This is a genomic window from Streptomyces sp. NPDC107538 (genome assembly GCF_055657445.1).
The window spans coordinates 346,591-361,263 of sequence record NZ_JBVKAY010000007.1 but is presented as its reverse complement, the minus strand read 5'-3'; the positions used below and the strand labels follow the sequence as shown (position 1 = coordinate 361,263).

The 14,673-nt window shown below is 70.3% G+C and carries 13 protein-coding genes; 9 read left to right on the top strand and 4 right to left on the bottom strand.

Features of this window, described 5'->3' with window-relative positions:
• Window positions 1-92: 92 nt before the first annotated feature.
• The 3 genes from ACZ7MG_RS26275 to ACZ7MG_RS26265 all read right to left on the bottom strand — a co-directional run bounded on the left by ACZ7MG_RS26275 (window position 93) and on the right by ACZ7MG_RS26265 (window position 4,184).
• Window positions 93-1,271 carry a restriction endonuclease gene (locus tag ACZ7MG_RS26275; RefSeq protein WP_471380995.1) on the bottom strand — a complete coding sequence of 393 codons (1,179 nt, stop codon included), beginning with the start codon at window positions 1,269-1,271 and terminating at the stop codon, window positions 93-95.
• 122 nt (window positions 1,272-1,393) lie between these two features.
• On the bottom strand, window positions 1,394-2,281 hold the full coding sequence (locus tag ACZ7MG_RS26270) for a class I SAM-dependent methyltransferase (protein ID WP_471380994.1): 888 nt from the start codon (window positions 2,279-2,281) through the stop codon (window positions 1,394-1,396).
• Window positions 2,282-2,300: 19 nt separating this feature from the next.
• Window positions 2,301-4,184 carry a glycoside hydrolase family 35 protein gene (locus tag ACZ7MG_RS26265; RefSeq protein ID WP_471380993.1) on the bottom strand — a complete coding sequence of 628 codons (1,884 nt, stop codon included), beginning with the start codon at window positions 4,182-4,184 and terminating at the stop codon, window positions 2,301-2,303.
• A 90-nt stretch (window positions 4,185-4,274) separates the two neighbouring features.
• Here ACZ7MG_RS26265 and ACZ7MG_RS26260 point away from each other — a divergent pair, with 90 nt between their 5' ends.
• The 9 genes from ACZ7MG_RS26260 (at window position 4,275) to ACZ7MG_RS26220 (ending at window position 14,349) form a co-directional block, all read left to right on the top strand.
• Window positions 4,275-5,294 carry a LacI family DNA-binding transcriptional regulator gene (locus ACZ7MG_RS26260; protein WP_471380992.1) on the top strand — a complete coding sequence of 340 codons (1,020 nt, stop codon included), beginning with the start codon at window positions 4,275-4,277 and terminating at the stop codon, window positions 5,292-5,294.
• A 155-nt stretch (window positions 5,295-5,449) separates the two neighbouring features.
• A complete protein-coding gene (locus tag ACZ7MG_RS26255) occupies window positions 5,450-6,772 on the top strand; it encodes a carbohydrate ABC transporter substrate-binding protein (RefSeq protein ID WP_471380991.1) in 1,323 nt (440 codons plus the stop codon).
• Window positions 6,773-6,788: 16 nt separating this feature from the next.
• A complete protein-coding gene (locus ACZ7MG_RS26250) occupies window positions 6,789-7,787 on the top strand; it encodes a carbohydrate ABC transporter permease (RefSeq protein WP_471380989.1) in 999 nt (332 codons plus the stop codon).
• A gap of 17 nt (window positions 7,788-7,804) precedes the next feature.
• Window positions 7,805-8,707, top strand: a complete 903-nt coding sequence (locus ACZ7MG_RS26245) for a carbohydrate ABC transporter permease (protein ID WP_471380988.1) — start codon at window positions 7,805-7,807, stop codon at window positions 8,705-8,707.
• 25 nt (window positions 8,708-8,732) lie between these two features.
• Window positions 8,733-8,930, top strand: coding sequence for a DUF6903 family protein (locus ACZ7MG_RS26240; RefSeq protein ID WP_471380986.1), 198 nt, complete (start codon window positions 8,733-8,735; stop codon window positions 8,928-8,930).
• The gene (locus ACZ7MG_RS26235; RefSeq protein ID WP_471380985.1) at window positions 8,927-10,327 is read left to right on the top strand and encodes an alpha-L-fucosidase; all 1,401 of its coding nucleotides are present in this window, start codon (window positions 8,927-8,929) and stop codon (window positions 10,325-10,327) included. Before ACZ7MG_RS26240 ends, ACZ7MG_RS26235 begins: the two co-directional genes overlap by 4 nt.
• Window positions 10,324-11,421 (top strand): hypothetical protein, encoded by a 1,098-nt coding sequence (locus tag ACZ7MG_RS26230; protein ID WP_471380983.1) that lies wholly within the window; start codon window positions 10,324-10,326, stop codon window positions 11,419-11,421. Before ACZ7MG_RS26235 ends, ACZ7MG_RS26230 begins: the two co-directional genes overlap by 4 nt.
• Window positions 11,418-13,742 carry a discoidin domain-containing protein gene (locus ACZ7MG_RS26225; protein ID WP_471380982.1) on the top strand — a complete coding sequence of 775 codons (2,325 nt, stop codon included), beginning with the start codon at window positions 11,418-11,420 and terminating at the stop codon, window positions 13,740-13,742. The genes ACZ7MG_RS26230 and ACZ7MG_RS26225 overlap by 4 nt, the downstream gene beginning before the upstream one ends.
• A gap of 112 nt (window positions 13,743-13,854) precedes the next feature.
• Complete coding sequence (locus ACZ7MG_RS26220) at window positions 13,855-14,349, top strand: GNAT family N-acetyltransferase (protein WP_471380980.1); 495 nt, start codon at window positions 13,855-13,857, stop codon at window positions 14,347-14,349.
• 68 nt (window positions 14,350-14,417) lie between these two features.
• Here the strand turns inward: ACZ7MG_RS26220 and ACZ7MG_RS26215 are convergent, their stop codons facing one another.
• On the bottom strand, window positions 14,418-14,636 hold the full coding sequence (locus ACZ7MG_RS26215) for a hypothetical protein (RefSeq protein WP_336537315.1): 219 nt from the start codon (window positions 14,634-14,636) through the stop codon (window positions 14,418-14,420).
• Between the last annotated feature and the right edge of the window lie 37 nt (window positions 14,637-14,673).

Sequence of the window (14,673 nt, the reverse complement as noted above, 5' to 3'; positions counted from 1 at the left end):
GCCCCTCCGTCCCACCCGACAGCGCAGCCCCTGGTGCTCACTCCCGCCGCTCACCTACCGCCCATGGCCCACCACCGATCACCCACCGCCGATCACTTACCGCCGACCGGCCCCCGCGCGTCCGCCTCCGCCAACAGTTCGTGCGCGACCGCGTTGACCGCCTCCACCGCGCCCTGGCGGTCGAAGCGGAACAGGAGCGTGCCGCTGGTCTGGGCCCAGGTGCGGGCCTGGGGCGTGTACCCGGCGGCGGAGAAGAAGACGCCGGTCTTCCGCTCCTGTGCGGCGACGCCGTGGAGTTGCTGGACGGTGGGACGGCCGGTGGGCTTGCCCTCCAGCTTGACCTGGGCGACGGCACGGGCGCTGACCACGTCGATGCCGCCGTCCGCGCCGACGGGCGTGGCGACCGCGTCGGCGAAGCCGAGGTAGCGCATCCACTCGGCCGCGATCAGTTCGGCGTCGCGGGCCTCACGGATCAGCCGCTCGGTCGGCCGCCCGCTGGGTGTCACGGGTCCGCGTCGCGCTGAGGAGGCGGCGAGTTCGCGGGCGGCGACGGCTGTCTCCAGGCCGTGGTTGGCGGAGAAGAAGAACGTACGGGCGCCGGAGGCGAGGCAGCCGTACGGACCGGGGAGGATCTCCGGGGTGTCGTCGCGGTAGACGACGTCCCGGTCCTTCACCACCAACGCCCGGTCGGTGACGACCACGAGCACCCGGACGCTTCTCGAAGGCCCCTCTTCCGGGCCGACGGCCAGACCGAGTATCCACTCGTCGGCGGCGACATGGGCCCGTGCCAGCTTGGTGAACCGCACCGCGAGCGGCTGCGGGTCGAAGGGCCGCAGCCGGGCCATACAGGCGGCGACCGCGTCCTCGACCGTCGAGCCCAACGGAGGCAACTCCTCCAACAGCCGCTTCGCGTCCGCTTCGACGTCCCGCGCGGGCGGGCCGGTGTCCGCCGTCGCCGCTCCCTCCCTGACCGCCTCGATGGCCCGCCGGTGCGCGGCGGCCACCCGGGCGGCGGGGCTGAGGTGGGCCCGCCAGACCACCATCCCGACCGAGACGAGCAGACCCAGCCACCACACCGTCCACGAGCCGGACACGATCGCCGCGACCGCGCTCAGGGCGAGTGCGCCACAGCCGATCGTTGGGGTGCCGACCGGGGACGCGGCGCTCTCGTCCGGCAGGCACGGCGCGCCGTCCGCCCGCTGATGCCAGGCCATCCCCTGCCGTGTCGCCGCCACCTGTTGCCCGCACAGCGGACATTCCAGTCTGCTCATCCGTCCACCCCCACGCCGGTACCTGTGATCACTCCCCGGCCCGGAGACTAACAGCGGCCACCGACAACGCCCCGCCGACCGACCACCGGCCGACACCGACCACCGACGGACGGCGCCACCGCTCACCCCGGCGGCTTGCGCCAGACCCTGATCTCGGTCGCCGGAAGACGCTCCGCGAACCGGCCGTCGGGAGCTGTCTCCGCGAGCAGCGCCCGCAGGTCCCGCTCGAAGTCCGCCAGCCGGTCGCCGAACAGGTGCGGCGCGGAATCGGACCGGGAGAACGCCCACGCGACGATGTCGTCCGAGGTCCGGGGGACGACCTCCCCGGCCGGCACCACCAGGCGCGCGAAGAACCCGAACCCGGCGCGCTCGATGATGGCCGCCTCACCACCGGGCGTGCCGTTGACCAGCACCCCCTGCCCCGCCCGACGCACCGGGCCCAGATACCGGCGTACCAGCTCCCCGACCCGCTCGTACGGCGGCACGGGCGACGACGGCCGCACGGGCGACGACGGCGGCGCGGACGGCACCAGCGCGCCGGGCGACGACGGCGGCTCCGGAACCGGCTCCTTCAGGTCGCTCACATGGACGAGCACGCCCCCGGGCTCCAGCATCTCCAGCACGGTGGCCGCGACCCGGTCCCGGTCCGTCCAGTGGAAGGACTGGGCGAACACCACGGCGCGGAACTCCCCCAGACCTGCGGGCAGATCCTCGGCGCGCGCGGCCACCCAGCGCGCGTTGGTCACCCCTCGGCGTCCGGCCTGCCGTGCGGCCTCGGTCAGCATGTCCTCGTCCGGATCGACGCCGACCGCCTCGGTGAAGTACCGCGCCATCGGCAGCAGGACGATCCCCGGACCGCAGCCGACGTCGAGGAGTCGGCCCCGGCCGTCCAACTCCAGTGCCTCGGCCAGCACTTCGGGGAAACCGGACGCGTACGGGAGCCGGCCCCGCTCGTAGTGCGCCGCGCTCCCCTGGAAGAGCGTGCGGTCCCACCGCCATCCGTCAGGCATACCGGGCTCCTCGCTCCGCTCAGTCGAACTCCTCAACGTACTCCTCGGGCGGCCCCAGTTCGGGGCGGGCCCGCAGCTCCAGCTCGGCGCCGAGGCGTTCCAGTTCGAGGACGGTCACGGTGTTGCCGCCGGGGCGCAGCAGGGGCGCCGGGCAGTACAGCGTGACCTGCGGTCCGACGTCCCGGTACCGGCCGAGGAGAAAGCCGTTGACCCAGACCAGGCCCCGGCAAGATCCCGGCAGGGCGAGGAAGGTGTCCGCGGGTGTGTCGACGGAGAACTCGGCGACGGCGAACCCCGCGCTCGTGGGCCCGGTGCCGGTCCCCACCCGCACGGGCCCGGCCGCGACCGCCGCGCCCAACTCCCCCTCGCCCCACTCCTGCAGCGCCACCGGCGCGCTCTCCCACCCCTGCACGATGCGCCGGTCGACGAGGACCGGTCCGAGCAGGCCCTTGTGGCCGCCGATGCCCGGACCGTAGTTCACCCGCCCGAGGTTCTCGACGAGGATCTCCAGGCGTACGACGGCACCGGTCCCGTCGACGGACACGTCCGGGGAGTCGGGGTCGGCGACACCGGCGAACGCGCCGTCGACGAAGACCAGCGCCCGGTCCCGCACATCCGTGAGGACGAGCCGGTGTGCCCCCGCCGGGACGCGGGGGTGGGCGGTGTGCAGGACCATGCCCGCGTCCAGGCCGAGTTGCTCGAACGAGGCGGGGCGGGGCGCGGTGGTGGCCGTGGCCGGGACTGCGCGCAGTCCGGGGAGCAGGTCGGCGTGGTGGACGAGCGGAACGCGGGCCGGGGGCAGGGTCGGCGGGCGCGCGGGTGACCGGAGCGGCCCCTGGGCGCCGAGTGCCTCCCGTACGGCGTGGAACTTGGCGGTGAAACTGCCGTCCTCGGCGATCGGCGCGTCGGAGTCGTAGCTGGTCACGACGGGGGCGAGGCGGCCCTCGTGGTCGTTGGCGCCCGCCCAGAGGCCGAAGTTGGTGCCGCCGTGGGCCATGTAGACGCTGACGCTGCCGCCGTCGGCGACGATGCCGCGCAGGGTGTGGACCGCGCTGTCGACGCCCCGGACGTGGTGCCGTGTGCCCCAGTGGTCGAACCAGCCGTTCCAGAACTCGGCGACGAGGAAGGGCTCGTCGGGGCGCCGGGAGCCGAGGAGCGCGCGGGCGGCCTCGGGTTTGGAGCCGAGGGTGACGGCCGTGAGGGTGCCGGGGAGGGTGCCGCCGTCCAGCATCAGGTCGGTGGGGCCGTCTGCGGTGAACAGCAGTTCCCGGATGCCGCGTTCGGTGAGGGCGCGGCGGTTCCAGCGGAGATAGGCGTGGTCGTCGCCGTAACTGCCGAACTCGTTCTCGATCTGGACCGCCACGACGGGGCCGCCCTCGGATGCCTGGAGGGCGGCGATACGGGGCACGAGGTCGTCGAACCAGCGGCCGACCGGGGTGGTGAACGCCGGGTCGGAGCTGCGGATCGCGAGGTCACGGGCGGTGAGCCAGCTGGGCAGGCCGCCGTTGGACCACTCGGCGCAGATGTACGGGCCGGGCCGCACGATGACGTCGAGGCCCTCCTCCCCCACCGTACGGATGAAGCGTTCGAGGTCGCGCCAGCCGTCGAAGCGGGGCGGGGTGTCCTCGCGGGGCTGGTGGAAGTTCCACGGCACATAGGTGTCCACGGTGTTGAGGCCCAGGTCGGCGAGCCGGCGGACGCGGTCGCGCCACAGGTCGGGGTGGACCCGGAAGTAGTGCAGCGCCCCGGAGAGGACGCGATGCGGGACGCCGTGCCGGTAGAACCGGCCCCCGCCCCAGGTGAGAGCGCCCGCGGCGCCCCCCGTGCCGTGCCTGCTGTCCGTACGCGCCGTGTCGGTCGTGGTGTGGGCCGGGCAGAGGTGTGTCGTGGTCGGCTCAGTCACGAGGTGAGCCTATGTTATCGGTGCCATGCGTAACAAGGTCGATAGAATCCGGTGAACGACTCCGTGGGCCGTCCACGGGAGGGGAGCACCATGACCGAGGAGACCGCGCGGCTCAGGCAGCCGAGCATGGCCGATGTGGCGCGGGCCGCCGGGGTGTCGGCGCAGACCGTCTCGCGTGCGCTCCGCGGATCGCCGAACGTCAACCCGGAGACCAGACGGCGGGTGCTCGCCGCCGTGGAGCAGGTCGGCTACCGCTTCAACAGCGCCGCCAGGGCGCTCTCCTCGGGCCGCAGCCACACGATCGGCCTGGTGCTGCTGGCGTCCGGCGGGTACTACTCGCGCTCGGCGGTGACGGCGGGCGTGGAGGCGGCGGCGGGCGCGGCCGGGTACGCGGTGTCCATCGCGACCATCGCCGCGCTGGACACGGGTCTGATGGAGCAGTCCCTGTCCAAGCTGGCCGACCAGGGCGTGGACGGCTTCGTGATCGCCGTGCCGCTCATCTCCGTGACGCGGAAGATGGAGGACATCACGCGCGACATCCCGACCGTCACCCTCGACGGCTCGCGGACGGCGGGCGCCCGGGTGCTCGGCATCGACCAGCAGGAGGCGGGCCGGGTCGCCGCCCAGCACCTGCTGGACCTGGGCCACCGCCAGGTCTGGCACATCTCGGGACCCGACGAGTGGATCGAGGCGCGTCGGCGCCGGCAGGGCTGGCAGGAGTGCCTGACGGCGGCCGGGATCGAGGCGCCGCCGATCCTGGAGGGCGACTGGTCGCCCGACTCGGGGTACCGGCAGGGGCAGATCCTCGCGATGATCCCGGAGGTCACCGCGGTGTTCGTGGCCAGCGACGAGATGGCCTTCGGGGTGATCCGGGCGCTGCGTGAGCGGGGCCGGTCGGTGCCGGACGACGTGTCGATCGTGAGCGTCGACGACATCGCCCTCGCGGCCTACAGCTCGCCCCCGCTGACCACCGTCCGGCAGGACTTCTACCGCTACGGCGCGGCGGCCGTCGACCTGCTGCTGCACGGCGACGAGGCCGCCGTGGACGCGTCCGAGGTGACCGTCTCGCTGACGGTTCGCGCCTCCACCGCGCCGCCGCGCGCCGACTGAAGCGGCCTCGCGCTCCGTCCCGTCCGTTCGGCAACTGCCTTCCCTTCGCCTATTGCGCTGTCATGTTATCGGTGCCACCGTAACAACACCGGATCACTCTGTGATCCACATCTCGCGCAGCCAGGTGGGCAGTTCGTCCACGGGAAGGACACCGCATGAGGAGATCGCTCGTCCTCACGGGCGCCGCGGTCACAGTGCTCGGACTGCTCGCCGGCTGCTCGGCCGGCGGGAGCGGCTCGGACTCCGGCAAGACGATTCTCAAGGTCGCCGCCCTCGAAGGCGGTTACGGCCGGGACATGTACACGCAGGTCATCAAGGCGTACGAGACCTCGCATCCCGACATCGATGTCCAGTTGCAGATCTCGAAGAGCATCGAGGACGAGATCACCCCGAACATGAAGGCGGGCCGCTACCCGGATGTCGTGGTGCTCGGCCAGGGCCGCAAGGCCGCCCTCACCGAGACCCTGATCAAGGACAAGGCCCTCGAAGACCTCACGCCGGTACTCAAGGAGAAGGTCCCCGGTGAGGACACGACCGTCGGGGACAAGCTGACCGAGGGCATCGTCGGCAACCTCAACACCAACCCGTACGGCACGGACCAGACGTATCTGATGCCGATGTACTACGCGCCCACCGGACTCTTCTACAACCAGGGCCTGTTCAAGGAGAAGGGCTGGAAGGTCCCGGCCACCTGGGACGAGATGTTCGCGCTCGGCGACACCGCGAAGAAGCAGGGCATACCCCTGTTCACGTATCCGACCGCCGGGTATCTCGACTCGTACTTCTTCGCGCTCCTCGCCGATGTCGGCGGGGAGTCCTTCTACACCGAGGTGATGACGTACAAGAAGGACGTCTGGAAGTCGGCGAACGCCCGGAAGGCGCTGGACATCACGACGAAACTGCTCGGCTACGCGGCCCCGGCCACCGTCGGGTACGCCAACGAGCAGGACTTCACCAAGAACCAGCAGCTGGTCCTCGACGACAAGGCGCTGTTCATGCCGAACGGCACCTGGATCGTCGGTGAGATGGCGGACGCCCCGCGCGCCGACGGCTTCCAGTGGGGTCTGACCCCGCTGCCGGCGGTCACCACGGGCGGCAAGCGGTACATCACGACGTCGGTCGAGTCGGTGTGGGTGCCGAGCGCGGCCCAACAGAAGGACGCGGCCAAGGAGTTCATCGCCTATCTGTACTCCGACGAGGCGGCGAAGATCTTCGCGAAGTCGAACGCGATCCAGCCGGTCGAGGGCATCGCGAGCAGTCTGTCGGCCGAGAACGCCGAGTTCTACAAGGTGTACGAGGACCCGTCGGTGGCCGCGCTGGTCGGCGGCTTCGCGAGCACCGCGCCCGTCGAGGGCGTCGACATCAAGGCCACTCTCTTCGACACCGCCAACAGCATCATCAGCGGCGACACCACCGAGGACAAGTGGCAGTCGGCGCTGAACGAGGCGAGCGAGAAGCTGCGGCAGGCGGGCAGTTGAGGTGCGGACAGGCACGGTGACGCCCTCCGCCACCCCCGGTCCCGGTCCCGGTCCGGTGGGCGGCGCCTCGAAGTCAGCGCCGGGAGCGTCCGCCGGGCGTTCCCGGGAGCGGGGCGCGCGGTCCACGCCCCGCCGCCGCGCCGACACCCGCTTCGTGCTGCTCTGTCTGTTGCCCGCGCTGGTCCTCTTCGCGGTGTTCATGATCGTGCCGACCCTGAACGTGTTCCGGATGTCGTTCTACACCTGGAGCGGCTTCTCCCCGGACATGCGCTTCGTGGGCCTCGACAACTTCCGCTCGCTCCTGGACGACCGCCAGTTCGTGCGCGCGTTCCAGAACACGGTCGCGCTGCTGGTCGTGGTGACCGTCGTGACGATGGGCATGGGCCTGTTCCTCGCCGCGATCATGACCCGGCAGCGGCTGCGCGGACGCAACCTCTACCGGTTCGTGCTCTACATCCCGAACGTGCTCTCGGTGGTCGTGATCGCGGCGATCTTCTCCGCCGTCTACGACCAGGAGAACGGCCTGCTCAACGGCACACTCCGCCTGCTGTCGCTGGACGGTCTGCAACAGGTCTGGCTCGGGAACCAGAAGATCGTGCTGTACTCCGTGGCCGCAGCGATGGTCTGGCAGTCGCTCGGCTACTACATGGTCCTCTACATGTCGAGCATGGCGAGCGTCCCGGAGGAGCTGTACGAGGCGAGCGCCCTCGACGGCGCCTCCCCCACCCGGCAGTTCTTCTCCCTCACCCTGCCGCTGATCTGGGAGAACCTGCGCACCACCCTGACCTTCTTCATCATGAGCGCCGTCAATCTCAGCTTCGTCCTCGTCCGCGCGATGACCGGTGGCGGTCCGGACGGCTCCTCCGAGGTCCTGCTGAGCTACATGTACAAGCAGGCGTACACGAACTCGTCGTACGGCTACGGCATGGCCATCGGTGTCGTCATCTTCGCGTTCTCGTTCCTGGTGTCGCTCCTGGTGAGCCGGGCGACGCGGCGCGAGCCCCTCCAGTACTGAGGACGGACACCCCGACCATGACCCTGACCACCTCGTCCCGCCCGCGCTCCGAGCGCCGGGAAGGCTCACGTATCGGCCGCCCGCTCACCCAGGTTCTCGTCATCGCGCTCGCGCTCGCCGTCGCCGTGCCGGTCGCCTGGGTGCTGCTGGCCTCGCTCAAGCGGAAGAGCGAGTTCTTCGGCAGCCCCTGGACGCTGCCGGAGAGCCCGCACGTCCAGAACTACGTGGACGCGTTCGTCGGCGCCCACATGGGCCAGTACTTCCTGACCTCGGTGTTCGTCACCGCGCTCGGCCTGGTGTTCGTCCTGGCGGTCTCCGTACCCGCCGCCTATGTCATCGCCCGCTACGAGTTCCGGGGCCGCCGTCTCGTCGAACTCGCCCTTCTCGCGGGCCTGTTCGTCAACGTCAACTACATCGTCGTACCGATCTTCCTGATGCTCGTCGACTGGGACCGTGCCCTGATCGACGTCTTCCCCGGCGGCTTCTTCATCGACAACCCCACCGTCCTGGCCCTGGTCTACGCGGCCACGTCGATCCCGTTCACGATCTATCTGCTCACCGCGTACTTCCGGTCGATCCCGGCCGAGTACGAGGAGGCCGCCGCGCTGGACGGGGCGTCCCGTTTCCGGATCATGACGAGCGTCATGCTCCCGATGGCGCGTCCCGCGGTCACCACCGTGATCCTCTTCAACTTCCTGGCCTACTGGAACGACTTCATCATCGCCCTCACCCTCCTCCCCGGCGAGGGCAAGACCTTGCAGGTCGGCCTGTTGAACCTGTTCACCGCACAGAAGGCGGCGGCCGACTACGGGCGCCTCTACGCCGGCATGGTCATCGTCATCGTCCCCGTGCTCCTCCTCTACGCCGTCATCCAGCGCCGGCTCATCGAGGGCATGGCGGCGGGCGGCGTGAAGGGCTGACCGCGACAGCGGAAGGAATCCGAACATGAAGGCCATGAAGGCCATGAAGGCATCGACGCGTACGGCGTTGCTGGTCGCCGCCCGTACGCTCGTCGCGGCGGCCTGCGTCACGCTCGTCGTCACCGCGCGCACCACGGTCGGCTGGGACAGCCTCCTGGTCATGCTAGCCGCCCTGGCCGGCCTGCTGGCCCTGCTCGCGTCCTACAACCGGCGGTTCCGATGACCGGTTCCGCCACGGCCGCCGCGACCGGACAGGCACTGGCCCAGGTCCGGCCCAGCGGGCGTCAACTCGCCTGGCAGGCCATGGAGTTCTACGGCTTCCTCCACTTCGGCATGAACACCATGACGGACCGGGAGTGGGGCGAGGGCCACGACGACCCGGCGCTGTTCGACCCGGCGGGGCTCGACGCCGACCAGTGGGTGCGGGCGCTCAAGAGCGCGGGGATGACCGGTGTCATCCTCACCTGCAAACACCACGACGGCTTCTGTCTCTGGCCCAGCGACGTCACGTCCTACTCGGTCGCCGCGTCGCCGTGGCGGGACGGCCGGGGCGACGTGGTCGCGGAGGTCGCCGACGCGGCCCGCCGGCACGGCCTGCGGTTCGGCGTCTACCTCTCCCCCTGGGACCGCACCGAGGCGTCGTACGGCTCCGGGACCGCGTACGACGACTTCTACGTCGCCCAGCTCACCGAACTGCTCACCCGGTACGGGCCGGTGTTCTCCGTGTGGCTGGACGGCGCCAACGGGGAGGGCCCGAACGGCAAGCGGCAGTACTACGACTGGGAGCGGTACTACGCGGTGGTCCGCGAGCTGCAGCCGGACGCGGTCATCAGCGTGTGCGGCCCCGATGTCCGCTGGTGCGGCAACGAGGCCGGCGAGACACGCCCCGACGAGTGGAGCGTGGTGCCGCGCGCCCTCCAGGACGCCGAGCGGACCGCCGACCGCTCGCAGCAGGCCGACGACGGCACCTTCGCCCGTCTCGTCCGCAGCGACGACCGCGACCTCGGCAGCCGCGCCGCCCTCGCCGGGCACGAGGACGATCTCGTCTGGTACCCGGCGGAGGTCAACACCTCGATCCGGCCCGGCTGGTTCCACCATCCGGCCGAGGACACCCAAGTCCGTTCCGTGGACGAGCTGTTCACCGTCTATCTGCGCTCCGTCGGCGGCAACTCCTGCTTCCTGCTGAACGTCCCACCGGCGCGGGACGGGCTCGTGCAGGACGCCGATGTGGCGGTTCTCGACCGACTCGGGCGGCGCATACGGGACTTCAGGGCGCGGCGGATCGAGGCGACCCGGTCGGTGTCCTCCCCGGTCCCCTGCGATCCGGTCCCCCGCGATACGGGCCCCCTCACCACCGTGACGCTCACCTTCACCCGGCCCCGCCTGGTCGAGGCGGTCGTCCTGGGCGAGGACATCACCCAGGGGCAGCGCATCGAGCAGGTCGTCGTCCAGGGCCACCGGGACGGCCGCTGGACGCCCCTGGCCGAGGCGAACGCGGTGGGGCATCAGCGCATCCTGACGTTCCCGCCGACCGAGGCCGACTCCGTACGGGCCGAAGTGCTCCGGTCCCGGGACGTGCCGGTGCTCGCGCGGCTGGACGCGATCGAGGCGGCCTCGTGAAGCGGACCGGGACACCCCGTAAGACGACCGGAACCCCCCGGAGAACCGCCTTCCTGATCTTCGGCGCGTGCGTCGCCCTCACCGCCCTGATCGTCACCGGCGTGACGCTGATCGGCGACCGCGACAGCGGAAGCAGCGGCGGGACCCGGATCGCGACCGTCGACGGCCACCCCGTCACCCGGGACGAACTCCTCTTCCACATGCGCCGGTTGGCGCCGACCGTGCAGAACGAGCTGCGCAACGCGTACGGTCCGCGCGGCACGGTCGACTGGAACGCGAAGGCGGGTGACGAGACCGCGCTCGACCGTCTCGAATCCCGGGCGCTCGACGAGATCCGGCGTGACAAGACCGTCCTCGTCCTCGCCGAGGAACAGGGCCTCGTCGACTCGGTGGACCACGCGGGCCTCCTCGCCGACATGGAGCGGGAGAACGAGTCCCGGGCCCGGGCCGTCGCTGCGGGCCGCACGGTGTACGGGGTCACGGAGTTCTCCCCCGACGAGTACTACACCCACCGGCTCACCGAACTGACCACGGCCCTGAAGAAGCGGCTGGGCGCGAAGGGCGACGGCCCCCTCCGGGTCGCCGACTCCGAGGTCCGGCACGCCTTCGCCACCGACCGGGACGCGTGGAGCGCCAACGCGACGACGTACACGTACACCCGGCTGGTCGTGCCGACGCCCGCCGACGCGCCCTCGGACCACGCCGCCCGCCTCCAGCGCCGCGTGGCCGACGCCGGGCGTCTCGCGGATGTCGCCCCCGAGGAGCCCGGCGCCAAGCTGACGACCGCCACGTACGACGGTGGTGGCGCGGGCGGCCTCAACGCACACGACCAGGATCTGACGACCGTGCTGGGCGGGCTGAGGACGGGTGAGGTGTCCGCTCCCGTGCCGGGCACCGGGCAGATCACGTACTACGAACTCGACGGCAAGCGCGTCGACGAGGACAAGGCGTTCGCCGCGTACTCCGGGCGGATCCGGCAGTCGCTCGTCGAGGAGAAGTTCGACCAGTACCTCCAGCGTCGGATCGACGACGGTGACATCGATGTCGACGGCGCGGCGCTGGGTGCCATCAACGCAGAGGATGTGCAGCCATGAGACCCGTCGACACCGGACCACCGCGCCCCGCCCGGACGCTGTACGTGGGCTTCGTCGCCCTGCTCGCCGCACTGCTCGTCGGAGCGCTCGTCCCCGCCGCGCACGCCGGCACGGCCCCGCACCACAAGCCCGTCAAGATCAAGCCCGCCTGGCCGGGCAACACACCGAACACCACCGGCGGCAGGGACTACTTCATCGACGCCACGCTCGGCCGCGACAACGCGGCCGGGACCTCGCCGGCGACCGCCTGGCGCACCCTGGCCAAGGCGAACGCGACGACGTTCGCGCCCGGCGACCGCGTCCTGCTCAAGGCCGGAGAGCAGTGGCAGGACCAGCAGTTGTGGCCGAAGGGCTCGGGCAGCACGGGCCGGCCGATCACCATCTCCGCGTACGGCGACCCGAACGCGCGGCGCCCGTACATCGCGACCAACGGCAAGGTGCGCAGCCCGTTCCGGGCGGACGGCACGAAGGATCCGGCGACGGTCGGGCTGACGGGTGCCGTCGTGCTGCGCAATCAGCAGTACTGGGACATCAACCACGTCGAACTGTCCAATGACAACGACTTCGCCACCGACATCACCACGGGGACGTACGTCCGCGACGGCATCATGATCTCGATCAACGCCGATCTCCTGGCGAGCGGCGCGGACAGCATCATGGACCACTTCCGGATCTCGAATGTGTACGTCCATGATCTCGACGGCCCGAGCACCTGGCAGAGAATCCACTACGGCGCCGTGAATTTCCAGGTGTTCGGCAGCCGCAACTACAAGGACTACGGCACGGGCGGCTATTACTTCAAGGACGTCCGGATCGAGAACAACACCTTCGAGAACGTCGAACTGCACGCCGTTCAGTTCGCATTCAACTGGTTCGCGGCCGACGGCGCGGACGCCGGTCAGTACGACGAGAGCGGGAAATGGCACGAGGGCTGGGAGCAGCTGTGGGTGCGCACCCGCGACCTCTACAGCCGTGACGTCTACATCGGCCACAACTACGCGGAGAGCGTCGGTCAGGGCGCGATCCAGCTGGCCAACACCAAGAACATGACGGTCGAGTACAACGAGGTGAACGGCTATCTGGAGCGCTACGACGCGGTGTCCTGCGCGCTCTATCTGTGGGCCGGCGCCGATTCGGTGATGCAGTTCAACGAGGTGTACGGCGGCCCGGACAACGAGTACGACGGAACGCCCTGGGACCTCGAATACACCAACTTCAACGTCACGTACCAGTTCAACTACTCGCACGACAACGCGGCGGGCTGGATGGCCTATATGGGCAACAGCTCGAACTCGATCGCCCGTTACAACCTGAGCGTCAATGACAACGGCGTCCTGGTGAAGAACATGCTGTCGACGAACTACTCGCCGACGTATTTCACGAACAACACGTTCGTCTATGACGGAGCAGATCTCGACTACGTCCACGACGAGACGTTCCTGAGCCGTGTCTACTTCCTCAACAACGTCTTCTACAACACCTCCGAGACGAGACCGACGACGTGGTACCGGCGGACGGGCGCCCTGCGGCAGGCGGTGTTCGCGAACAACGACTACTACGAGGCCGGCGGCACCCACTCGACGCAGGAACCGGCCGACCCCAACGGACTGCGGGCCGATCCACGGTTCGTCGGTGATCCCGCCGACTATGTCACCGGGGTGGGCGTGAACCGCATCCGGGAGGCCGCCGCACACTTCGCCCCGCGCGACGACTCGCCGTTGATCGACGCCGGGCGCTACAACCCTCGGCTGGGCACCCAGGACTTCCTGGGCAGGCACATCTACTACGGCGACGCCCCGGACATCGGCATGGCCGAGACCCTGATCGGCCCGAAGGTCCCGAACCCGGTGGACGACGACCCCATCGAGGAGGAGGTCGACAACCGGACCGACCTCGCCCTCGGCAAGCCGGTCACCGCCAGCTCGACCCATCCAGGGGCCAACGGCACCCTCACCGCCAACAGACTGACCGACGGCAGCCTCACGACCCGCTGGGCCGCCGCCGACGACGCGGCCTACCCCATCACCCTCGACATCGACTTCGGCGCGAACACCACCTTCGACCAGGTCTCTCTGGACGAGTACACCGACTCGGGCACCAACCCCCGGGTGCGGACGTTCGACCTGCAACGCTGGGACGCGACGGCCGGCCGCTGGGTCACCTTCGCGACCCGGGACACGGGCATCGGCCACGACCTGACCGTGACCGGCTTCGGTGACATCACCACCTCCCGGCTCCGGGTGGCGCTCACCGGGAAGATCGCGACGGAGCAGTACACGCCCACGCTGACCGAGATATCGGTCTACCGGAGCGACGGCTGACGGCTAGGGCCTCCCGCGCACGACGGTCACCGATGGACCGACGCCCACCGGTGACCGTCGCCGTCACTCAACTCAGGTGACCCCCGCGCACGGGTCTGGCTAGAGTCGGGCGATGCCCGAGCTGCAGCGGCTGCATGCCGACCACGCCCCGGCGGTTCTGGCCTTCGAGCTGGCGAACCGCGCCTACTTCGCCGCTTCGATCGGCGACCGCGGCGACGACTTCTTCGACCGGTTCGCCGACCGGTTCGACGCCGCGCTGGCCGAGCAGGAGGCCGGTGTCTGCGCCTTCTACGTGCTCGTCGCCGAGAACGGCTCGGTACTCGGCAGGTTCAACCTGTACGACCTGGAGGACGGCACCGCCAAGCTCGGCTACCGGGTCGCGGAGCGGGTCGCCGGCCGCGGCGTGGCGACCGCCGCCGTCCGGGAGTTGTGCCGGACGGCGACGACGACGCACGGACTACTCACCCTGCGGGCGGCCACCTCCCACGGCAACGCCGCGTCCCGGAAGGTCCTGACCCGAACCGGATTCGTGCCGGTCGGCCCCGCGGCCCCGGCCGATCTCGGCGGCGAGTCGGGCACGTGGTACCAACTCGACCTCCGGCCATAGGCCTTGATCCAAACCTTGATCCAGACGTTGACCCAGAACTTGATCCAGAACTTGAGACAGACCCTGGTCTAGGCGCCGAAGCCGAGAAGCGCGACTTCGAGAGGCAGCACCGGGCGCTCGGGAAGGGCGGGCGGGTCCTGGCCGCGGCCGGTGTGCGTGGGCGGGACGACCCGCAGCGCCTTGATCCCGTCGGCGGCCCATCCCGCGCCGGTCGGAGGCAGCGACAAGGTCATCCGGCGGCCGTCTGCCAGCGTGGTCTCGATCGTGGTCGGGTCGTTCGTCGTCATGGCAACCCACTTCCGTCGCGCACCAGATGCGTCCAGC